This is a genomic window from Solidesulfovibrio sp. C21 (assembly GCF_047785625.1).
Classification (GTDB): Bacteria; Desulfobacterota; Desulfovibrionia; order Desulfovibrionales; family Desulfovibrionaceae; genus Solidesulfovibrio.
Genome location: NZ_JBLODY010000003.1, coordinates 104967 through 126080, shown reverse-complemented (window position 1 = coordinate 126080; position 21114 = coordinate 104967). Strand labels below are relative to the sequence as shown.

The 21114-nt window shown below is 64.6% G+C and carries 24 protein-coding genes; all 24 read right to left on the bottom strand.

Features of this window, described 5'->3' with window-relative positions; genetic code table 11:
* Nucleotides 1–42 precede the first annotated feature (42 nt).
* On the bottom strand, nucleotides 43–243 hold the full coding sequence (locus tag ACMZ6R_RS02020; protein ID WP_416109106.1) for a heavy-metal-associated domain-containing protein: 201 nt from the start codon (nucleotides 241–243) through the stop codon (nucleotides 43–45).
* Nucleotides 240–983, bottom strand: a complete 744-nt coding sequence (gene hisA, locus ACMZ6R_RS02015; RefSeq protein WP_416109105.1) for a 1-(5-phosphoribosyl)-5-[(5-phosphoribosylamino)methylideneamino]imidazole-4-carboxamide isomerase — start codon at nucleotides 981–983, stop codon at nucleotides 240–242. Before hisA ends, ACMZ6R_RS02020 begins: the two co-directional genes overlap by 4 nt.
* Nucleotides 980–1663 carry a hypothetical protein gene (locus tag ACMZ6R_RS02010; RefSeq protein ID WP_416109104.1) on the bottom strand — a complete coding sequence of 228 codons (684 nt, stop codon included), beginning with the start codon at nucleotides 1661–1663 and terminating at the stop codon, nucleotides 980–982. Before ACMZ6R_RS02010 ends, hisA begins: the two co-directional genes overlap by 4 nt.
* Nucleotides 1663–2253 (bottom strand): imidazoleglycerol-phosphate dehydratase HisB, encoded by a 591-nt coding sequence (gene hisB / locus ACMZ6R_RS02005; RefSeq protein ID WP_416109103.1) that lies wholly within the window; start codon nucleotides 2251–2253, stop codon nucleotides 1663–1665. Before hisB ends, ACMZ6R_RS02010 begins: the two co-directional genes overlap by 1 nt.
* A gap of 16 nt (nucleotides 2254–2269) precedes the next feature.
* Nucleotides 2270–2623, bottom strand: coding sequence for a Sec-independent protein translocase protein TatB (tatB, locus tag ACMZ6R_RS02000; protein WP_416109102.1), 354 nt, complete (start codon nucleotides 2621–2623; stop codon nucleotides 2270–2272).
* Between the two features lie 51 nt (nucleotides 2624–2674).
* Nucleotides 2675–4225 (bottom strand): glutamine-hydrolyzing GMP synthase, encoded by a 1551-nt coding sequence (guaA, locus tag ACMZ6R_RS01995; protein WP_416109101.1) that lies wholly within the window; start codon nucleotides 4223–4225, stop codon nucleotides 2675–2677.
* The gene (gene guaB / locus ACMZ6R_RS01990; protein ID WP_416109100.1) at nucleotides 4226–5683 is read right to left on the bottom strand and encodes an IMP dehydrogenase; all 1458 of its coding nucleotides are present in this window, start codon (nucleotides 5681–5683) and stop codon (nucleotides 4226–4228) included.
* A gap of 30 nt (nucleotides 5684–5713) precedes the next feature.
* The gene (locus tag ACMZ6R_RS01985) at nucleotides 5714–6421 is read right to left on the bottom strand and encodes an ABC transporter ATP-binding protein (RefSeq protein WP_416109098.1); all 708 of its coding nucleotides are present in this window, start codon (nucleotides 6419–6421) and stop codon (nucleotides 5714–5716) included.
* A complete protein-coding gene (locus ACMZ6R_RS01980; RefSeq protein WP_416109097.1) occupies nucleotides 6414–7199 on the bottom strand; it encodes an ABC transporter ATP-binding protein in 786 nt (261 codons plus the stop codon). Before ACMZ6R_RS01980 ends, ACMZ6R_RS01985 begins: the two co-directional genes overlap by 8 nt.
* Before the next feature lies 1 nt (nucleotide 7200).
* Nucleotides 7201–8247, bottom strand: a complete 1047-nt coding sequence (locus ACMZ6R_RS01975; protein WP_416109096.1) for a branched-chain amino acid ABC transporter permease — start codon at nucleotides 8245–8247, stop codon at nucleotides 7201–7203.
* A gap of 48 nt (nucleotides 8248–8295) precedes the next feature.
* A complete protein-coding gene (locus tag ACMZ6R_RS01970) occupies nucleotides 8296–9180 on the bottom strand; it encodes a branched-chain amino acid ABC transporter permease (protein WP_416109094.1) in 885 nt (294 codons plus the stop codon).
* A 104-nt stretch (nucleotides 9181–9284) separates the two neighbouring features.
* Nucleotides 9285–10463: an ABC transporter substrate-binding protein gene (locus tag ACMZ6R_RS01965; protein WP_416109092.1), complete on the bottom strand. Its 1179-nt coding sequence runs from the start codon at nucleotides 10461–10463 to the stop codon at nucleotides 9285–9287.
* A gap of 234 nt (nucleotides 10464–10697) precedes the next feature.
* The gene (locus ACMZ6R_RS01960; protein WP_416109090.1) at nucleotides 10698–11300 is read right to left on the bottom strand and encodes a tetratricopeptide repeat protein; all 603 of its coding nucleotides are present in this window, start codon (nucleotides 11298–11300) and stop codon (nucleotides 10698–10700) included.
* Nucleotides 11287–11427: a CcmD family protein gene (locus tag ACMZ6R_RS01955; RefSeq protein WP_416109089.1), complete on the bottom strand. Its 141-nt coding sequence runs from the start codon at nucleotides 11425–11427 to the stop codon at nucleotides 11287–11289. Before ACMZ6R_RS01955 ends, ACMZ6R_RS01960 begins: the two co-directional genes overlap by 14 nt.
* 1 nt (nucleotide 11428) lies before the next feature.
* Nucleotides 11429–12097, bottom strand: a complete 669-nt coding sequence (gene ccsA / locus ACMZ6R_RS01950; protein WP_416109088.1) for a cytochrome c biogenesis protein CcsA — start codon at nucleotides 12095–12097, stop codon at nucleotides 11429–11431.
* Nucleotides 12098–12104: 7 nt separating this feature from the next.
* Nucleotides 12105–12782: a heme exporter protein CcmB gene (locus ACMZ6R_RS01945; protein ID WP_416109087.1), complete on the bottom strand. Its 678-nt coding sequence runs from the start codon at nucleotides 12780–12782 to the stop codon at nucleotides 12105–12107.
* Nucleotides 12776–13447, bottom strand: a complete 672-nt coding sequence (locus ACMZ6R_RS01940) for an ABC transporter ATP-binding protein (protein ID WP_416109085.1) — start codon at nucleotides 13445–13447, stop codon at nucleotides 12776–12778. The genes ACMZ6R_RS01945 and ACMZ6R_RS01940 overlap by 7 nt, the downstream gene beginning before the upstream one ends.
* Before the next feature lie 4 nt (nucleotides 13448–13451).
* Nucleotides 13452–15353 carry a heme lyase CcmF/NrfE family subunit gene (locus ACMZ6R_RS01935; RefSeq protein ID WP_416109084.1) on the bottom strand — a complete coding sequence of 634 codons (1902 nt, stop codon included), beginning with the start codon at nucleotides 15351–15353 and terminating at the stop codon, nucleotides 13452–13454.
* Between the two features lie 108 nt (nucleotides 15354–15461).
* Entirely contained in the window at nucleotides 15462–15875 is a 414-nt protein-coding gene (locus ACMZ6R_RS01930; protein ID WP_416109082.1) for a cytochrome c maturation protein CcmE, read from the bottom strand.
* Between the two features lie 27 nt (nucleotides 15876–15902).
* Complete coding sequence (locus ACMZ6R_RS01925; protein WP_416109081.1) at nucleotides 15903–16967, bottom strand: hemolysin family protein; 1065 nt, start codon at nucleotides 16965–16967, stop codon at nucleotides 15903–15905.
* Nucleotides 16968–17166: 199 nt separating this feature from the next.
* On the bottom strand, nucleotides 17167–18372 hold the full coding sequence (locus tag ACMZ6R_RS01920) for an alginate O-acetyltransferase AlgX-related protein (RefSeq protein ID WP_416109079.1): 1206 nt from the start codon (nucleotides 18370–18372) through the stop codon (nucleotides 17167–17169).
* Nucleotides 18373–18398: 26 nt separating this feature from the next.
* Nucleotides 18399–19070 (bottom strand): nicotinate (nicotinamide) nucleotide adenylyltransferase, encoded by a 672-nt coding sequence (nadD, locus tag ACMZ6R_RS01915; protein WP_416109077.1) that lies wholly within the window; start codon nucleotides 19068–19070, stop codon nucleotides 18399–18401.
* A 32-nt stretch (nucleotides 19071–19102) separates the two neighbouring features.
* Nucleotides 19103–20362, bottom strand: a complete 1260-nt coding sequence (locus ACMZ6R_RS01910; RefSeq protein ID WP_416109075.1) for a glutamate-5-semialdehyde dehydrogenase — start codon at nucleotides 20360–20362, stop codon at nucleotides 19103–19105.
* A 71-nt stretch (nucleotides 20363–20433) separates the two neighbouring features.
* A complete protein-coding gene (locus ACMZ6R_RS01905; RefSeq protein WP_416109074.1) occupies nucleotides 20434–21060 on the bottom strand; it encodes a class I SAM-dependent methyltransferase in 627 nt (208 codons plus the stop codon).
* Between the last annotated feature and the right edge of the window lie 54 nt (nucleotides 21061–21114).

Genomic DNA, 21114 nt, shown 5'->3' with positions numbered 1-21114 from the left:
AAGCCGCGACAGCCGGTTATTGCAAACGATGTTCGCGGCACGCTACTTGATTGCGCCGGGAACGAAGCCGATCTTGTCGATAGCGTCCTTGATGGCGGCGTCGGAGGCCTCGCCGTCAAAGGTGGCCTGGCCCTTTTCCAGATCGACCGACACGTTGGACAGGCCCGGCAGTTCGGACAGGGTCTTGGTCACGGACGCGACACACTTCGGACAGTGCATGCCGCCGACTTCCACGGTTTTCATGCGACCTCCTCGGACTGGTCGGCGATGTAGGCCATGGCCTCCCCGAAATCCAGGGTTCCGGTATAGATGGCCCGGCCGGTGATCACGCCTTGAAGCCCTTTTTTGGAATACGGGAAAAGCATTTTGACATCGCCCAGGGTGGCCACGCCGCCAGCCACGAGCACGGGCAGATCGGTGAGGTCGAGCAGGCGCTCAAGCGCCTCCAGGTTGACGCCGGTCTGCATGCCGTCGCGGCTGATGTCGGTGTAGACGACAAAAGCCGCACCCTGCGCGGCCAGACGCGGCACGACCTCCTCGACGGTAAGTCCCGCGTCCTCGACCCAGCCCTTGACCTTGAGCCGGCCGTTCACGGCGTCGAGGGACACGCCGACGCGGCCCGGATGGGCGGCGCAGATGGCGGCGAAGGCGTCGGGCTCGGCCAGGGCCAGGGTGCCGATGATAAGCCGCCGCACGCCGGCGTCCAGATAGGCGGCGGCGACCTGGGCGTCGCGGATGCCGCCCCCGAGCTGGACCGGGATGGAAAGCCCGGAGCAGATGCGGGAAATCAACTCGAAATTGCGCGGCTTGCCGCTAAAGGCCCCATCCAGGTCGATCAAATGCAGCCACAGCGCCCCGAGTCCCTCCCAATGCCGGGCCATAGCCTCGGGATCGGGAGAAAACACGGTCACTTCGTCGGCCAGGCCCTGCTTGAGGCGCACGCACTGGCCGTCCTTGATATCGACGGCCGGGAACAGGATCACAGGCCAAGCTCCTTGATCCCCTGCTTGAGCCCTTCCTGGGCCAGCTCCATGGCCGAGAGCCAGCGGCCGTTTCGGGACACGAACTTTTTGGCTTCCAGGATGTTGGAGGCCAGCGTCTGCTGGGTTTCGTTGAAATGGAAGGTTTTGACGATGCCGCCGGTGCGCACGTTGACGAGGGTCAGGCTCAGGTTCACGCTGGCGGGCTTGGTGGCGCCGATCTCGGAACCCTCACGCGCGTTCCAGTCGATGACCAGGGGCACGAGCACGAAGTCCGCGCCGGCGCATTTGCCGATGTTCTGCCAGTAACGCATGGTGGCCAGCCGGCCGGTCTCGTTGCCGCGCTGCGCGGAACGGGCGCAGGTGTAGGCCATCTTGGACGGAACGAAATGCTGGCTCGAGCCGGCCAGGTCATTGTCCAGGGCGGCGTCGAGCTGGACCGGGACAGCCTCGGGCACGGACCGCATGGACGGCAAATAGCCCGTGGGCAGATCGGCGTCGGTGGCCGGGATGACAAACGGGGCAACGACAAAGGTCTTGTTCAGAAAAGCCACGGCCGAAGTGGCGGCGTCGCCAGGGGTCGGGGCCTTGGCCATCGGCGCGGTGCGACGCACGCATCCTGCCGACAGGGAGAACACGGCCGCAAACACGACAACGAGATAGGCCAACGATTTATTTCGCATCAGTCCAGGCTCCCCTTGGTGCTCGGCACCCTGGTTCCATCGGCGGTCGTCGCCCGGCGCAGGGCCAGTCCCAACGCCTTGAAGGCCGCCTCCACCAGATGATGGCCGTTTTGTCCGTATTCGTAATGGATATGCAGGTTGGCGCGAATCGTAAAGGCCAGGGATTTGAAAAATTCCCGCCACAGATCCCGTTCCTCGCCCGCGATCACCGGCGGCAACGCGTCGCCCCCCCGGTAAACGAGATAAGGCCGGCCGGACAGGTCGACCACCACTTCGCAAAGCGCCTCGTCCATGGGCACCTTGGCCACGCCCACCCGGGCGATGCCGACCCGGTCGCCAAGGGCCAGGCGCATGGCCTCGCCCAGGCAAATGGCCACGTCCTCCAGGGAATGGTGGGCATCCACCTCCAGATCGCCCCGGCAGGAAACCATGAGGTCGAAGCGACCCCAGAAACTCAAAAGCGACAACATGTGGTCGGCGAACCCGACCCCGGTATCGACCGAGGCCGTCCCCGTCCCATCGAGGTCGATGCGGACGGAAACCTTGGTTTCGCCGGTCTCCCGGACAAATTCGCCGAAACGTTCCCCCATGGCGTTCCCCGACCGCCTAGGCGGTCGGAGCCTCCTTTCCCGGGGCCTGGGCCTCGGCCTGTTTCGTCGCGGCCTGGGCCGGTTTGGCTTCGGCGTCGACCGGCGTGGCGTTCGCGGCGGCGGCCGCCTCGGCCGCATCTTCGGCCGGCTTTTCCGGATACAGTTCCTTCTGGGCCTCGCTCTGGCGCTTTTCACGCTCGGCCCGATCCACTTCGGCCTCGAAGGTGGATTTGACGTCGTTGCTCATACGCCGGAATTCGGCCATGCCCTTGCCGAGCGTGCGCATGAGGTCGGGCAGCTTGGAAGGACCGATGACAATAAGGGCCACGATCAGGATGACCACAAGCTCCGTGGAACCGATGCCGAACATAAAGTCACTCTTTTCGCCGGCCCGGGCCGACGGGATTGCAGGTCTCGACGGTTATTCCCATTCGATGGTGCTTGGCGGCTTGGACGACACGTCGAAGACCACGCGATTGACACCCTTGACCTCGTTGATGATCCGGTTGGACATGGAGGCCAAGAGCTCCGAGGGCAGCCGGGACCAGTCCGCCGTCATGGCGTCGAGACTGTCCACGACCCGGATGGCGGCCACGTTTTCATAGGTGCGCCCATCGCCCATGACCCCGACGGTTTTGAGCGGCAGCAAAACGGCGAACCCCTGCCAGACCTTGCGGTACCAGCCCGAGGCGGCCAGTTCGCTTTGGACGATCTTATCCGTTCGGCGCAAAATCTCAAGCCGTTCCTCGGTCACCTCGCCGATGATGCGGATGGCGAGCCCCGGTCCGGGGAAGGGATGGCGCCAGATGATGAAGTCGGGCAGACCAAGCTCCGCTGCCACCTTGCGCACCTCGTCCTTGAAAAGCTCGCGCAAGGGCTCGATCAGCGTGAGCTTCATGTGCTCGGGCAGTCCCCCCACGTTGTGGTGGCTTTTGATGACCGCCGAGGGCCCCCGGAAGGACACGGACTCGATGACGTCAGGATAAAGCGTCCCCTGGGCCAGATACTTGACCTTGGGGAGCTTGGCCGCCTCGGCCTCGAACACCTCGATGAAGGTCGTGCCGATGATCTTGCGTTTTTTTTCGGGGTCGGTCACGCCGGCCAGCCGATCGAGAAAGAGCTTGGCGGCCTTGACGTAATACAGGTTGAGGTCGAAGTGCTCACGCAGGTAGGCGGCCACCTCCTCGCCCTCGCCCAGGCGCAAAAGTCCATTGTCCACAAAGATGCAATGGAGCTTTTTGCCGATGGCCTTGTGCAGCATGACCGCGACCACGGTGGAGTCCACGCCGCCGGACAGGGCGCAGACGACCTCGTCGTCGCCGACCTGCTTTTTGAGCGCCGCCATCTCCGTTTCCACGAAGGACGCCATGGTCCAGCCCGGGGTCAGCCCGGCAATGCTGAAAAGGAAGTTGTGCAGGATGCGTTCGCCGTCGTCGGTGTGGGCCACCTCGGGGTGGAACTGCAAGGCGTACATGCGCCGTTTAACGTTGGCCAAAGCGGCGATATCCACGTTTTTGGTGCGCCCGGCCACGACAAAGCCGTCCGGCGGCGCGATCACCTTGTCGCCATGGGACATCCAGACCGTGTGGCCGGCTTTGGCGTCGAGTCCGGCGAAAAGCGGCACGTCGGCCAGGACGGAAAGCTCGGCCCGGCCGTATTCGCGGTCGGTGGAGGCGGCCACCGCCCCGCCCGGCTGGCTATGGGCCAGAAGCTGCATGCCGTAGCAGATGCAAAGCGTCGGCAGGTTCAAGTCAAAGACGGCCGGATCGAACGGCGGGGCGTCGGCGTCGGTGACGCTCGACGGGCCGCCGGACAGGATAAGGGCCGACGGGGCCATGGCCGCGACGTCCTTGGCGGTTACGGTGCAGGGATGAATTTCCGAATACACGCCGGCCTCGCGCACGCGACGGGCGATCAGCTGGGTGTACTGGGACCCGAAGTCCAGGATGACGACTTTATCGGGAGCTGCCATTTAGTAGGTCTCCACGCGATAGTTGGGGGCTTCCTTGGTGATGATGACGTCGTGGACATGGCTTTCGCGCAGGCCCGCCGGCGAAATGCGCACGAATTGCGCCTTCTGCTGCAAATCCTCGACAGTGGCGCAGCCGCAGTAGCCCATGCCGGAGCGCAGGCCGCCGACGAGCTGGTAGAGGCTTTCGGTGACCGGGCCCTTGAACGGCACCCGGCCGACGATGCCCTCGGGCACGAGCTTTTTGGACTTCTCCTGGAAGTAGCGGTCCGAACTGCCCTCGCGCATGGCGTCGATGGAGCCCATGCCGCGATAGATTTTGTAGGTGCGGCCCTGGTAGAGCACGGTTTCGCCCGGGCTCTCCTCGGTGCCGGCGAAAAGCCCGCCCATCATGACCGTGTCGCCGCCGGCAGCCAGGGCCTTGACGATGTCGCCGGAAAACTTGACGCCGCCGTCGGCCACCAGCCGCTTGCCGGCCTCGCGGCAGGCCCGGGAGGCCTCCATGATGGCCGTGACCTGGGGTACGCCCACGCCCGCGACAACCCGGGTGGTGCAGATCGAACCCGGCCCGATGCCGACTTTGACCGCGTCGGCCCCGGCCGCGATCAGCGCCTTGGCCCCTTCGTAGGTGCCGACGTTGCCGGCGATGAGCTGGCAGCCCGGGTGGTTGCTTTTGATGGCGCGGACAGCCTCGAGGATGTTCTTGGAATGGCCGTGGGCGGAATCGAGGACCAGGAAGTCGGCCCCGGCCGTCAGCAGGGAGTCGGCCCGCTCGTCGCGGTCGGACCCGACGCCGATGGCCGCTCCCACGCGCAGGCGGCCGTGCTCGTCCTTGCAGGAATTGGGGTATTTGCGGATCTTCTCGATGTCCTTGATGGTAATAAGCCCACGCAGTTTGTTGTTTTCGTCGACAACCAGCAGCTTCTCGATGCGGTTGGCGTGCAGGTGGGCCTTGGCTTCCTCGAGGGTGGTGCCCACGGGCACGGTCTTGAGGTTCTCCTTGGTCATCACGTCGCCGACCTTGGTCACGGAGTCCTTGACGAAGCGCACGTCGCGGTTGGTGACGATGCCGACCAGCATGTCGCCGTCGACCACGGGCAGGCCGGAAATGCTGTACTCGCTCATGACCACCAGCGCCTGCTCCACGGTCATGTCGGGCGGCACGGTGATGGGGGAGATGATCATGCCGGATTCGGATTTCTTGACCTTCTCCACCTCGAGCCGTTGCTCGGCAATGGTCATGTTCTTGTGCACCACCCCCACCCCGCCGCTGCGGGCCAGGGAGATGGCCATGCGCGATTCGGTGACGGTGTCCATGGCGGCGCTGACAAGGGGGATGTTGAGCCTGATTTCGGGCGTCAGCCACGACGAGACGTCGGCCTCGTCCGGCAGGACTTCGGAATAGCTCGGCAATAAAAGCACGTCGTCGAACGTGAGCCCGGTCTCGATGATCTTTTCCATAGGGGAATTCTCCTGGTTGTCGGGGCGCGTCTAGTCCAGACCGAGATAGGCCGAGCGCACCTTGGGATCGTTTAACAGATCCCGGGCCTGGCCCTCCAAGGTCAGACGCCCGGTTTCGAGGACGTAGCCCCGGTGGGCGATCTGCAAGGCCATCTGGGCGTTTTGTTCCACAAGCAGGACCGTGACGCCATCCCTATTTATCTGCTGGATAATCTCGAAAATATTTTCAACCACCAGCGGCGCGAGCCCAAGGGAGGGCTCGTCGAGCAGCAGCAGCTTGGGCCGGGCCAGAAGCGCCCGGCCAATGGCCAGCATCTGCTGTTCGCCGCCGGAAAGCGTGCCGCCCATCTGGGGGCGCCGTTCCTTGAGCACCGGAAAGAGGTCGTAGACCTTTTCCTCGTCGGCCTTGAGCCCGGCCTTGTCCCGGCGCAGATACCCGCCCATGAGCAGGTTCTCCTTGACCGTGAGCCGGGGGAAGATCATGCGCCCCTCGGGCACCTGGGTGATGCCGAGGGACACGATGCGCTCGGTGGTAAGGCGCGTGGTCTCCTGGCCGAGAAAGGTCACTTTGCCGCGCCTTGGCGGCGTGACGCCGGAGATGCTCATAAGCGTCGTGGTCTTGCCCGCGCCGTTGGCGCCGATCAGCGTGACGATCTCCCCGGCCTCGATGCGAAGCGACACTCCGCGCAGCGCCTGGATGTTGCCGTAGAAGGTGTGGATGTCCGCAATCTCAAGCATGGACCGCCCCCTTGCCGAGATAGGCCTCGATGACGTCCGGGTTGGACCGGACCTCCTGGGGGGAGCCGTCGGCGATTTTGACGCCGTGGTCAAGGACCACGAGGTGCTTGCAGATGCGCATGACGAGCTTCATGTCGTGCTCGATGAGAATGACCGTGATATCGCGGGCCAGAATGGCGTGGATGAGGTCGACCAGGGAATCGGTTTCCTTGGGGTTCATGCCGGCGGCCGGCTCGTCGAGCAGCAGAAGCCTCGGGCCGGTGGCCAGGGCCCGGGCGATCTCCAGGCGGCGCTGGTCGCCGTAGGAGAGGTTTTCGGCCGGGGTCAGGGCCTGCTCTCCAAGGCCGACGAAATCCAGGCATTCCATGGCGGCATCGACGATGCCACGTTCCTCGGCCCGCTGGGACTTCGTGCGCAGGACCGCGCCGAAAAAATTCGCCGAGGTGCGGCAGTGCCGGCCGATGCGCGCGTTGTCGAGCACGGTCAGCGAAGAAAAAAGCCGGATGTTCTGAAACGTCCGGGCCACGCCAAGGGCGGTCATGCGCTCGGGCTTGCTGCCGGCCACGTCGCGTTCGGCGCCCGTTGCGCCAAAAAGGATCCGGCCTTCGGTCGGCTTGTAGATGCCGGCCACGCAGTTGAACATGGTGGTTTTGCCCGCGCCGTTCGGGCCAATCAGCCCCAGGATAGCCCCCCGCTCCACGGAAAAGGAAACGTCGGAGAGGGCCATGAGCCCGCCAAAGCGCTTGCTTACGCCGTCCACTTTCAAGATCGCATCCATATTACGCCGTCCGCCGCGCGGCAAGCTTTGCCCGCAATTCCTTGATCAGCCTGCTTTGCATGGTCGACGCGGCCACCTGGGTGAAAATCCCGCCCGGGCGGTACCGCATGATCAGCACCATGATGAGGCCATAGGCCAGAAACCGGGTCTCGGCCGGAAGACCGAGCCTCGGCAGCGCGACACGCAGCACTTCGCCCAGGGCGATGAGGATGACCGCACCCACCAGCGCGCCGTTGATGTTGCCAAGCCCGCCGAGGACCACCATGCACAGGACCAGAAAAGACTCCCAGAACTTGAACATGTCCGGTGAGATGAAAAGCGTCCAACGGGCGAAAAACGAGCCGGCCATGGCCCCGATGCCGGCCGAGACGGCAAAGGCGATGACCTTGTAGACGAGCAGGTTCACGCCGCAGGAGGCGGCGGCCATGGAATCCTCGCGGATGGCCAGCCAGGCCCGTCCCAGGCGCGAGTCCTCCAGCCGGCGCATGAGGATGTAGACGAAAAGCACCATGAGGATGCCGAGATAGTAGTACGGCACCTCGCCCCTAAAGGCGTAGCGCCAGCGGCCGTCGATGCCGAGAAGCGAGGCCAGCCAGGTGAAGTTGATGTCCACCGGCGCGATGCCGGGAACGCCGAGCGGGCCGCGCGTCAGCCAGATTTCGTTGGTGAGAAAAAGGACCACCAGCTCGGAAAACCCGAAGGTGACGATGGCGAAGTAATCCCCCACCAGACGCAGGGTGGGCACGCCGAGCATGATCCCGAAAAATGCGCCGTTTAGCGCCGCCAAGGGCACGATCAGCCAAAACGACATGTTGTAATGGATGGTGAGGAGCCCGGCGGTATAGGCCCCGATGCCGTAGAAGCCCACGAAGCCGAGGTCGAGCAGGCCGCAGAAGCCGGGCAGGATGTTGAGCCCCATGGCCAGGACCATGTAGACCATGATGAGAACGAGCACGTGCAGGACGTACACGTCCCGGAAGGGCATGAGCGGATAGGCCAGGGCCGCCGCCGCGATCAGGTATTTGAGTGTGTTTAAGGCACCACGCATGGGAATATTCCGGTCGGTTCGGGTCGGCCGGCGTCCCGGCCGGCCGGGTTAAGCCTTTTCCACCATGGACCGGCCGAGAAATCCCGACGGCCGGAAGATGATGACCAGGATCATGACCGCGTAGGCCACGCCGTCGCGGTAGGGAGAGGAAATGTAGCCCGCGCCGAGGGTCTCGGCGATGCCGAGCACCACCCCGCCGAGCATGGCCCCGGGCACCGAGCCGATGCCGCCGAGCACCGCCGCCGCGAAGGCCTTGACGCCGGCCAGGTAGCCCATGGTCGGATACATGGTGTTGTAATACATGGACACCATGACGCCGGCCACCGCGCCCATGCCCGAACCGATGGCAAAGGTGAACGAAATGACCCTGTTGACGTTGATTCCCATGAGCGCCGCGGCGGTGCGGTTCTGGGCCAGGGCCCGCATGGCCGTGCCGATACGGGTCTTGGTGATGATGAGGTTGAGCGCGACCATGAGCAGCAGGGCCACGACGTAGATGATGACCTGCATCCAGGAAATGGTCACGTCGGAAAACGTGAACGCCGGCTCATTGAAAAAGGCCGGCAACGCCTGCCGGGGAAACGGCAGCGGCCGGCTGCCCCAGATGATCATGGCCAGGTTTTGCAGGAAGATGGACATACCGATGGCGGTAATGAGCGCCGCCAGGCGAGGGGCCTCGCGCAGCGGCCTGTAGGCGACCACATCGAGCAGGACGCCGATGGCGGCCACGGCCAGCATGGCCAGGACCACGGCCAGGGCGAGCGGCATGCCCGTGGAAAGAAACGACAAAGTCAGAAACGCCCCGAGCATGTAGATTTCGCCGTGGGCGAAATTGATCAGCTCGATGACGCCGTAGACCATGGTGTAGCCCACGGCGATCAAGGCGTAGATGAGGCCCAGGGTGAACCCGTTGACGAGCTGCTGTTCAAACAACGTCCGCTCCGAAACGCTTGAGGTTATGTGGGACGGGCTTTAACGCGAACAGGCTGGATGATATCCAGCCTGTCCGTGATCCGTAATCAGTCTCGTTGCCCAGCCTAGTTCATCTGCTTGGGGGCGGGAACGAACTTGCCGCCCTTGACCATCTTGACGAAGGCGGGTTTCTGGCAGTCGCCATTGGCGTCGAAGTAGTTGACGCCGGTGACGCCCTGATAGCCCTTTTCCGGGGTATTCATGCCGGCCAGATAGGCGCGGATCTTGGCCCGGTCGGGACCGACCTTGGCAATGGCCTGGACCATCATACCTGCCGCGTCATAGGCGTTGGCGCTCATCCAGTCAACTTCGCGCTTGTACCTGGCCTTGAAGTCCTTGATGAACTTCTTGGCGTCCGGGCCGGCGGTGTCGGCCAGGAAGGGAGCGGTCAGGTAGGTGTCGTCGGCCGCCGCGCCGCCAAGCTTGATGTAGTCGGCGTTGTCGAAACCGTCGGCCCCGAACTTGGGCACGTTAAGCCCGATCTTCTTGGCCTGGTCGGCAATGAGCGCGCCTTCGGGATAGTAGCCGGCGATGAACATGGCCTGGGGCGCGCCGCCCTTGAGCTTGGTCAACTGCGGGGTGAAATCCTGGTCGCCTTTTTTGTAGGCTTCGTCGCCGACCACATTCAGGCCGAGCTTCTTGGCCTCTTTGACGAAGGCGTCCTTCAGGCCGATGCCATAGTCGTTGTTTTCGTAGAAGACGGCAACCTTTTTGAACCCCATGACCTTGTCGATGTAATCGGCCAGGAACTTGCCCTGAAAGTCGTCGCGGTACACGTTGCGGAACGACCAGACCTTGCCCTGCTCGTCCTTGTTCTTGTCGCTGATGGAAATATTGGTGGCCGTGGGGGAGATGGCGGCGATGCCCTCGCGCACGTAGGTGGGCAGGGCGGCCAGGTGGGCCGAGGAGCACAGGTGGCCGACGATGCCGACGATCTCGGGGTCGTTGACGATGGAGGAGGAAACCGTGGCTGCCTCGCGGGGCTCGCACTGCTCGTCAAGGTAGACGGCCTCGATCTTCTTGCCGTTCACCCCGCCGGCGGCGTTGACTTCGTCGATCTTCATGGCCACGCCGGCCTTGACATTTTCGCCAAATCCGGCGGCGCTGCCGGTATAGGGCGAAGGCACGGCGATCTTGATGGTGTTGTCGGCGGCCTGGGCGCTGCCCGCCGAAACGCCCAGGGCCAAGCCCAGGCCCAGGGCGGCCATGAATACCGCCATACGTTTTACATTCCTGCCAAACATTGCTGCTCCCTCCGGTTGCGGTTGACGTCCAGCCAAAACCCTTTGCGCCCGTGCAAGGACGGGCTACGGGGCCTTCCGGTTCTTATGCGGCATCCAGCAACATTCACCAAATCGTCATAAAATGCAATGCGTCGCTGTGCGCAACGGCTCCGGGGCCGCAACGTGTGCGCCATCCGGAAACATGCGGACGCGGGCCGGCCGGGGGGACATTCGCCGGGAGGCGCCCGCCTCTTCTTACTGCGAAACCTTGCTCTCCAGTTCGCGCTGGGCCGTGGCCCGGGTGCCCGGATCGACGTCCGGAGCGGCGAGAACGGTCTTGAAGGCCTCGGCCGCCTTGTCGGGCTCCTTGAGGGCGTACTTATACAGCAGGCCCAGGTTGAAAAGGGCCCGGAAGTCTTTTGGATGCTTGGCCAAGACGCCCTCGAAGGCCACTTTGGCGCCGTCGATGTCCTTGAGATTATACAAGACCACGCCCATGGCGTTTTGGGCTTCGGGGTCGTCGGGGCGGACCTTGGCCACCTTGTCCAGAAAGGTCTTGGCCCGGTCGAAGGCGCCCATGGCCATGAAACGCTCGGCCATGGTCAGTTGCAGCTCGGGGTCATCGGGATTTTCCTTGAGCTTTTGCATCAGCGCCATGATTTCCTTCATGGGACCGTTCATAGCCTGGCCCATGGCCTCGCCCATGCCGCTTTTCGGCTGTTGGCGCACTTCCAGGCTCGGACGCTGCATGCGGTAGATAAACGAACCCACGAAGATAATGGCCAGGGCGAAGCCCAGGAAGGCCAGGACCATGCGGCCCGAGGCGTTGGGCCCGCCGGGCCGATCAGTCGTCGTCACCTAAGACCTCCAGACGTTTGAGACGGCGTTCCAACCGCTTCTGGGTGCCGGCCAAAAAGGCCACGTAGCAGCCGATGCCGACCCAGACGATGATGTTGGCCGCGAAGAGATAGACTTCCTTTCCCATATCAGTTCCTTATCGCTCCGTGGCGCACCAGGGCGCTTATGGCCGCGCCGGAAGCCAGTTGCCTGGTCCGGGCCAGAAGCAGGGCCAGCCACAAAAAGCCCATGGTCACGAGGTTGGCCACCATGGCCAGCCACATTTCCGGCTCCAGGCCGCCGCCCTGCGGGCCGAAGACGGCCGGATGGATGCTGCGCCAGTAGCGGGCCGAAATGAACACGAGCGGCACGTCGAGGAAAGCCACAATGCCGAGCACGGCCAGGACCGCGTCCCGGCGGCCGCCGCCGATGTCCGAGGCGCGAAGCAGCAGGTAGGCGGCGTAGACGAACCACATGACGAGCGTGGTGGTCAGCCGCGGGTCCCAGGTCCACCAGACGTTCCAGATGGGCCGGGCCCAGCACATGCCCGTGGCCAGGGCCAGGCCGGAAAAAAGGACGCCCATCTCGCAGGCCGCGCCGGCAAGGCGGGCATAGGCGGGCCGGCGTTTGGCCAAATAGAGGATGGAGGCCACGAACACCACGAAAAAGCTGACAAACGACCACCAGGCCATGGGCAGGTGGGTGTAGAAAATCTTCTGTACCACCCCCATGGTCCGCTCCACCGGGGCGTAATACCAGATGGCGTACTGGGCCGGGATGGACAGGACGGCAGCGACAAGGGCGCAGATACGAATCATGGGCAGGTTATTCCTCGCCGGTGTACAAAAACGGGAAAAGGACCAGGGCGGCGGCGGTAAAAACAGCGTCAAACGCGCCGACAGTCCCGGCCCAGGCGGAAACCGCCTCGAAGCCCCGGCCGGATATCACGGTTTCGAGCAGGCGGATGCCGGCCAAAAGCACGGGCACCAGCAACGGAAACAAAATCACCGTCAGCAGTGATTCCCGGGCCGAGCGGCCGACGGCAAGCGCGCCAAGAAGCGACCCCAGGGCACAGAGTCCCCAGTCCACGGCAGCCACCACGACAAGTCCGGTCAAAAGCGACCCGACCACATGCTGACCCAGGAAGGCCACCGCTGCGGGGGCGAATACCATCTGACAGCAAAAAAGCAACACCCAGCCGGCAACCGCCTTGCCGAGCCACACGGCCTGGACCGGGCACGGAGCCAGAAGCAGGCCCAGTCGCGCGCCCTCGGCCTCTTCCAGGCCGTAGAGAAAATTGAAGACCAGCACCTGGCCGAAGGCCGTGGCCAGCCAGAAGACGGCGGCGGCGGCCAGAGGCGGCGACATCTCGCCCGGCTCGCGCGACAGGCTCATGATGAAAATGAGGAGCAGGCCCAAAAGCACGGTCTGCACCAGCCCCTGGGCTCCGGAAAGCGACAGGGACAGGTCCTTTTTGGCGATAGCGACGGCGGCCTTCAGCATACCGCCTCCCGGGCCAGCTCGGCCGGATCGAATCCCTCGGCCGGGCCGTCGTAGGCGATGCGTTTTTTGCGCAGACACACGACCCGGTCGCTTGCCGGCAGGTCGGCGGCCACGAAATGGCTGACCCAGACCACGGCCGCGCCGGCGGCGGCGGACTCGCGGATGGCCCCGTGCAGCATGGCCGCCGAGGACGGATCGAGGCCCGAGGCCGGCTCGTCGAGAAGGAGCAGACGGGGACTCGTGAGAAACACCCGGGCGAGGCTCAGGCGCTGGGACATGCCGCGTGAAAAAACACCGGCTTCCTCGTCGGCGAACCGGGAAAGCCCCACCCGCGCAAGGGCGGCGTCCACGGCGGCCGGGTCCCGGGGACGCCCGGAAAGCGACTGCCAGAAGGCCAGGTTGGCCCGGGCGGTAAGGTTGGGGTAACCGAGGGTCTTGTGGCCGACGTAACCGATCTCGCCGGGGGCCAGATCGGAAAGCGCCTCGCCCTCGCTTGGCGGCATGAGTCCGGCCACGATGCGAAGGAGTGTGGATTTCCCCGCGCCGTTCGGCCCCACAAGGAGCGTGACGCCGCTTGGCGCGATATCCAGGTCGATGGCCCTCAGCACCGGCCGTTCGCCGAAAAAGCGGCTCACCCGGCGCAGACGCACCAACGGCGCGGCCATGGCCTTAGCTCCGCTCCCCTGCTGTCTCCTTGGGCCGACGCAGGCTCAAAAAAGGCGCCAGGCTCATGAGTGCGCCGCCGATCCAGACCCAGTTGACCAGCGGATTGACGCTGATCTTGATGCTGGCGGCCTTCTTGTCGGTGGCGGATAAAAGCGTGGCGTAGAGCTCGTCCCCCAGGGAGGGGATCGTGGACACCTCGGCAAAGGGCTGCTCGAAGCCCTTGTAGATGCGCCGCTCCGGCGTGAGCCGTCCCACCGTCCTGCCGTTTTTGGTCACGTCGATGACGGCCCGGGCGATGCTCATGGCCGGGTTGGTCTCCCGTTCCAGATCGGTGTAGGTCATGGTAAAGCCGCCAATCTGCATGGCGCGTCCGGGCGTCAGCACAACCTCGCGGCTGATCTGGTAGGGCCCGGAAAAGGCCACGCCCAGGGTGAGCAGGGCCAGCCCCAGATGGACGCAGTAGGCCCCGAGCGCGCCGGACCGGCTTCTGGCGTGATGCTGGCGGAGAAAGACGTAGGCCACGCAAACCATGGCGGCTATGGCGCAGGCGCCGCCGAAAAGGGCCAGGGGCAGATGCACGCCCGAGGCATAAAGCACGGCCCCGCCGCCGACGAAGCCGCCGGCAACGATGGCCAGCCCCAGCTTGTCGCGCACCCCCTCGGTCCAGGAAAGAAGCGGACAGAGAGCCACCAGAAAGGTGGCCATGGCGAAAAGGGGCAGGCACACGCGATTGTAAAAGCCCGCATCGAGGCCGACCGGGTTGGCGCTCCACAGCTTGCTTATAACCGGCCACATGGTGCCGAGAAAGACCACGGCGGAAAGCGCGAGCATAAGCCAGGCCAGGACCACGAGGAACCCCGGGACGCTCAGCAGCCCGGCAAGTTGCTTGCCCCGGCCGGCGAAATAGGGCGCGCCGGCGACCAGCACCGAGGCCAGAAGCACCAGGGCAAAGATCATAAAAAGCAGGATCGGGTCCCCTACCCCCCCTTCGCCAAAGGCGTGGAGCGAATCCACCACGCCGCTGCGCACAAGGTAGGTGCCGAGGATGCAGGATATGAAGGTGACCACGGCCAGGGCCACGTTGGTCTTGGCAAGCGCCTTGGTGCGGCGTTCGACAATGGCGGTGTGGAGAAAGGCGGTGCCGACCAGCCACGGGATCAGCGAGGCGTTTTCCACCGGGTCCCAGGCCCAGTAGCCGCCCCAGCCGAGCTCCATGTAGGACCACCAGCCGCCAAGGACGATGCCGGCGGTGAGAAAGAGCCAGGACAGGATGGCGGTGTTGCGGGCGGTCGCGACAAAGGAGCGCGTCTCCCCCACCAGCCAGGCGGCCAGCCCCAGGCAGGCCGGCACGGCAAAGCCGGCATAGCCGAGGAAAAGCAGCGGCGGGTGGAAGATCATGCCCGGATTTTGCAACAGCGGATTAAGCCCCCTGCCCTGGGCCGGCGGCGGCACGGCTTCGAGAAACGGATTGCTCGGGCCGGTCAAAAGCAGCAGGAAAAAGGCCTCGATGGCGAAAAAAAACATCCAGTAGGCGTACTTGGTGGCCGGGGAAAGCTTTTTGTAGGACGGAGCCAGGGCGAATCCCGCCCCGAAAACGGCCAGCACCAGCATCCAGAAAAGCATGGAGCCGGCCTGCCCGGCCCAAAAAGCCGTGATGGCGTAAAAAAGCGGCAACAGGGTGTCGGTGTATTCTGCCACGTAGACAAAGGAAAAATCGCGCCGCCACAAGGCGATGGTCAAAATGGCCGAAGCAAGCAGCGTGGCGACGAAAACGACCAGATGGGCCCGTTCAAGCAGCGCAAGACGGCAATAGTCGCGCCGCCAAAGCCCGAAAATCGCCGTCGCCGCCGCGGCCAGGCACAGCAGCATGGCCACGAGCAACGCAAAATACCCTGTAGCGTGCATCAAGACTCCTTACGTAGGAACAAAAACGCCGCCACCGGAGCACATCCAGCCCCCGGGGCGACCATTGCCATGCCGCCGCAAAATGACAGGCCGATGGGCCGCCGCCTGTCAGCCGCGATTTTCCTTCTGGTACTTCGACGGGCACTTGGTCATCAGCGTGTTGGCGGCGAAATCGCCCGAGGCCGGGTTGACCCCGCCCTCCACAATGACTTCCGCGCCGGGCTTGAACGTGTCGGGCACGGCCCCTTTGAAATCCACCCGGATGGTCTTGGCGGCCTGATCCTTGTCCACCAGCGTGAAGGTCACGCCCATGGCGTCCTGGGGCCTTTTTATGTCGCTTGCGGCCACGGTGCCGAAAAGCCTGGCCTTGGTCAGGTCGGTCGGTTTCATGGCCAGCGCCTCGGAGACGTTGAGAAAATAGGACGTATTTTCTCCCAGGCCCGAGTACAGCAGATAGCCGAGGCCGCCCAGAAAAAGGACCAGGGCCACAAGGTAGACGGGGGCGTTGTTTTTTTTCGCCATGGCAAATTCCGCGTTTGGCTGCGTGCGTTATGCGGCGGGCGTGTCCTTGGGGTCGCGCATGGTGCGCAGGAGCTCCTCACGCCTCGTGCGGGCCAGCTCCCGCATGTCCGCCACCTGATCGGTTTCGTCAACGATTTCCTTGCCGAGGATTTCCTCCAGCACATCCTCCAGGGTGACCACCCCGGATACCCCACCGTATTCGTCTAGAACCACGAAGAGATGCATACGCGATTCCAGAAATTTTACCAGCACCCGATCAAGGGGCATGGAATCCAGGACAAATCGCACCGGCTTCATGAGGTCGGACAGCCGCACGTCGTCCTGGTCGTTGGCCAGGGCCTCGAGGACCTCCCGGCGGTAGACGATGCCCACGATGTTTTCCGGGTCGTCGGCGTCGAAAACCGGAATGCGGCTGTGGGGCCACACCGCCCGGCGGTCGCCCCGGGCCTCGGCCACGGTCATCTGGGCCGACAGGGAAAACACCACCGTACGCGGGGTCATGATGTCGCTGGCGGTTTTCCGGTCGAGGGACAGGATGTTTTTGATGGAGAGTTCCTCAAGGGGCTTGATGATGCCTTCCCGGCGGGTCAGGCTGACCACGGCCCGCAGGTCCTCTTCCGAGGACATGGGGTCCTTGCGCCGGTTCGCGACCAGCCCGGCGAGCAGCCCCCCGGCCCAGATGATGGGGAGCAAACCGAGGATCATGTATTTGAGCGGCGCGGCAATGCCCGTCGCAACCGAACGGCTGTAGGCCACGCCCACGGTCTTGGGCAGGATCTCGCCGAGGGTGAGGATGACCACGGTGAAAACGGCGGTGAAAAGCCACAACTCATCCGGGCCGAAGACCGTCGCCGCCGCCGCGCCGGCAACGGCCGCTCCGGCCGTGTTGGCAATGGTGTTGAGCGTCAGGATGGCCGTGATGGGCTTTTCCACATTGGAGCGCAGGGTGAAAAGCAGTTCTCCGGCCGGCCGGCCGTCCTTGCGCAACCGCTCGATCCAACTCCAGGGCACGGAATAGAGCGCGGCCTCGCTCATGGAGCAAAAGGCCGAGATGAGGACCGCCGCCGCGACGGCGACAATGAGGGTCAGCATACGCCGCCCCCATTTCCCGGGACGGCGCGCGAAGACGGAGGTTGGGGGGGATCGAGGGTATCGGCGGCCTTGGCTTTCGGGGCGCGGTCGTGTTCCATGGAAGGGGTAAGGCTCCTCGCGGCACTGCGCGACATGACTTTGTTTCTTTTTCCCAATTACGGATTTCAGTCGATTTGTAAAGCGCCAACGGCCGCCAGCGTTAGGGGGCCTTGGCCACGGCGTCGCTGTTGATGCGGAAATGACCGTTTATGGTCGGCAGAATATAGCGCTCGGTGTATTCGTCGATAACCAGGTCCGGCTTTTCCTTCTCGATAAGCGCCGTGTCGAAATAGCGAAAGGCCGTCTCGGTCTGGGGTTTGAGCCAGACGTAAAGCCCCTTGTCGAAGGATTCGGCCATAAACGGCAGCAGTTCCCACCAGAAGGAATCGTGGAACACGATGACGTTCGGCAGCCTGGGGTCGCCCGTATAGGAATACTGCGGCGTCTCGAAATACGGCGCCGGCATCGGTCCGTCATAGGTCATGCCCCGGGCCTTGTACCAGTCCTTGTTGACGAACATGATGCGGTCTTCCTTGAGGTGCCCGCCAAGTCCCAGCATGTTGGCCAGATCGCCGGGCAGCCAGTTGAAGCGCTCGACGGAAAACCGGGACCGCCGCAGCGGCGTTATGGCCGGGAAATCCCTGACCAGATGGGGCACGATCGCCTGGTAGGCCGCAAAGGCCCCGTTGGCGTTCCAGTGGCTGTCCGTGGAATAGAACACCTGGTCGTTTTTCTTCGCCTCCATGAGGGCCTGGGTCACGTTGACGATGTCGACCTTGGTGTGCTCCTTGACGTAGGCGGTGAAGCGACCCAGGTGCGTGTCCGCGAAAGCCGGACGCAGGGCCTCGGGCAGCTTTTCGGGATAGACAGTATTTTTGTTGGGGGCCACGATGACCAGGTACCTGATGCCCCGGGCGGCCAGCCATTCCCGCCGGCGTTCCATCTCCTGGGCGATAAGCGCCACGGCCTCCTTGGGCAGGCCGTAGGGGGAGCGGGCGTCCTCCAGGATGTTGCGCGCCCCGTCCTGGGCCAGAAACAGCCAATGATCCTTGCCGGCCACGACCTGGGACGAGGACGAGGACGACGCCAGGACGAAGGTGTCGAGGTAGCTCTCCCAGGTGATGAGCAGGCCGCGCAGGCTGTAGTGGCGCTCCAGGTAGCCGTGGCGCACCGTGTTGAACCACGGCACCCAGGTGCCCGGGTCCAGCTTGAGCGTGGGCAGCTTCCTGCCGCCGGGCTCGCCGATGATGGTCATGGGCGCGAATTTAAGGACCCTGTCGATCGAGGGAAGCGCGAGCAGGGCCACGAACAGGAGGCAGGAAAGAAAGGCCACGGTACGATGGGCGGAAGTCGTGGTGCTTTGCAAGGGAACATTCCAGGGATGGCGCGGGACTATCGGGCCCAGGCTGCTTCGAGGGCATCCTCGCGCTGTTTGAGTTCGCGCAGCACGGCCTCGCTGACCAGACCGTCGATGCGTTTTTTTTGCCGCCACCGCTCTCGTATATCCGAGGCGGATACGTCAAGTCTGGCCACGGGCACAAAACTAATGTGGCGGTCCTCGGGCAGGGCCCAGACCGCCGGATCGTCGGTGGGCTCGGCCCCCATGGCGGCGGCGTTACCTTTCAAAAAAACGGTGAAAACCTCAAGCCCCAGCCCTTCCCGGGCATGCACGGCCAGGCTGGCCATGCGGCCGAGCCCCAGGCCGTTTTTCCAGGTGGAAAGGCCGAGCAGATCGCCCATGCCGAGGATGAAGCAGAATTCCTCTCCCGGCCGGACATCGCGCAGTTCGGCCAGGGTGTCGCAGGTGTAGGACGGCCCGGGCCGGTCGGCTTCCATGGCGTTGACGCGAAATCCGTCGACGGCCGCAACCGCCAGGCGGCACAGCGTCAGGCGCAGCCCGAAATCGAGCATGGGCTCGCCGGACTTGTGCGGTGGTCTGGCGGCGGGCACGAATTCCACCCCGGCCAGGGACAGGGCTTCGGCCACCTCGATGGCGGCGCGCAGGTGGCCGATGTGCACGGGGTTGAACGTGCCGCCGAAAATGCCGATCACGGGTCGCGTCATTGGGGTTGCACCAGGGGGCCCGCCGGGAAAAATCAGCCCCGCACCTGGCCGTTGCCGAGCGTCACGAACTTGGCGCTGGTCAGCTCCACAAGGCCCATGGGACCGTAGGCATGGAGCTTGGAGGTGGAGATGCCGATCTCGGCCCCAAGGCCCAACTCGCCGCCGTCGTTAAACCGCGTGGAGCAGTTGACCCCGACCATGGAGGCGTCGGCCCGGCGCAGAAACTCCATGGCCCGGCCATGGTGCTCGGTGACGATGACTTCGGTGTGGTTGGAGCCGTAGCGGTGGATGTGGGCCAGCGCCTCGTCCATGGAATCCACCACCTTGACGGCCAGGATCAGGTCGTGAAACTCGTGGCCGAAATCCTCGGGCCCGGCCGGCACGGCCCCCTCGCCAAGAAGCGGCAGGGAGCGCGGGCAGGCCCGAAGCGCCACGCCGGCACGGCGCAGGGCCGCCCCCACCCGGGGCAGAAATTCCGGCGCGACGGCGGCGTTGACGAGCAGGCACTCCAGGGCGTTGCACACCCCGGGGCGCTGGGCCTTGGCGTTGACGACCACCTTTTCGGCCATGGCCAGATCGGCCCCGGCGTCGACATAGGCGTGGCACACGCCCTTGAAATGCTTGAGCACCGGCATGGTGGCGGCGTCGACCACGGCCCGGATGAGCCCTTCCCCGCCGCGCGGAATGATGACGTCGATATACTGGTCGAGCTTGCACAGCGCGGCCACGGCGGCCCGGTCGCTTGTGGGCACGAGCTGGGCGGCGTCGGCGGGGAGGCCGGCGGCGGCCAGGGCCTCGCACAGCAGTGCGGCCAGGGCCTTGTTGGACTCCAAGGCCTCGGAACCGCCTTTCAAAATCACGGCGTTGCCGGCCTTGAGGCACAGGATGGCGGCATCGATGGTGACGTTGGGCCGTGATTCGTAGATCATGCAGATAACGCCCAACGGCACGCGCATACGCCCGACGAGCAGGCCGTTGGGCCGCGGACGCATGGCCTCGATGCCCCCCACCGGATCGGGCAGGGCGATGATCTCGCGGCAGGCGGCGGCCATGGCGTCCATGACGGCCGGGGTCAGCGTCAGGCGGTTGAGGCGCGGGGCGTCCATGCCGGCGGCCCTGGCCGCCTCCACGTCCCGGGCATTGGCGGCCATGACCTCCTCGCGCCGGGCGGCGAGCAGACCGGCCAGGGCGGCCAGAAAAGCATCCTTGGCCGCGCCGGAAGCCCCGGCCAGAAGCCGGGAGGCGTCCTTGGCCCGGACGGCCATCTGTTCCATGTCGGTTGCCACGCTCATGGGACCTCCCCGTGTCATGTGACGGCTGGCATCGCAAAAGGTTGCTTTTTAGCCGTCATGGGGCGGTTCCGTCAATGACCGTCGGCAACAGCGGCCAGAACCACCCCCGTGACGGTCTTGCCCGACCGGGTGCGCACCTTGGGCGTATCGGCAAAGGCCACCCGGTAGCCGGCCGCCGCGAACAAGCCCTCGAGCTCGTCCAGGGTGAAATGATGGGCCGTGTAGAGCACCCTGCCCTCGTCCCGGACGACAAAGCTGCCGGCCTCGCCCGTTTCGGGCAGCCCCGCCTCGTAGCGGGCCGCGTAGTACGGCAAATCCCAGTTTTGCAGGAAATCGGCCACGCACAGCACCTTGCAGCCGACCCGACGGGCCTCGGCCAGGACATCCAGACGGGTCTGCCGGGGATTGAGCGTGGTCAGCACGGCATGCATGATACCGGCGTCGAAGGCGGCGTCGGCAAAGGGCAAAGCGGCAAGCTCGGCCCGCGCCACGCGATAGCCCCGGTCAGCGGCGGCGGCCAGACTCGGGAAATTGCGGTCCGCGCCCACGGCGAAACGGCCGGTCCCGGCCATCTCCCCGAGCATCCGGCCCGCGCCGCAGCCCAGATCCAGCACCCGGTCCTGGGGTTTCAGATAGGCCGCCACCCGCGGATCGAGAATCAAACTTGAAGGAACGCCTGAAGTTTCATCCCAGTACATCTTCTTCTCCCTTTCCGTATAAGCACTCGCCGCCCTTCCCCCACAACCATTTCG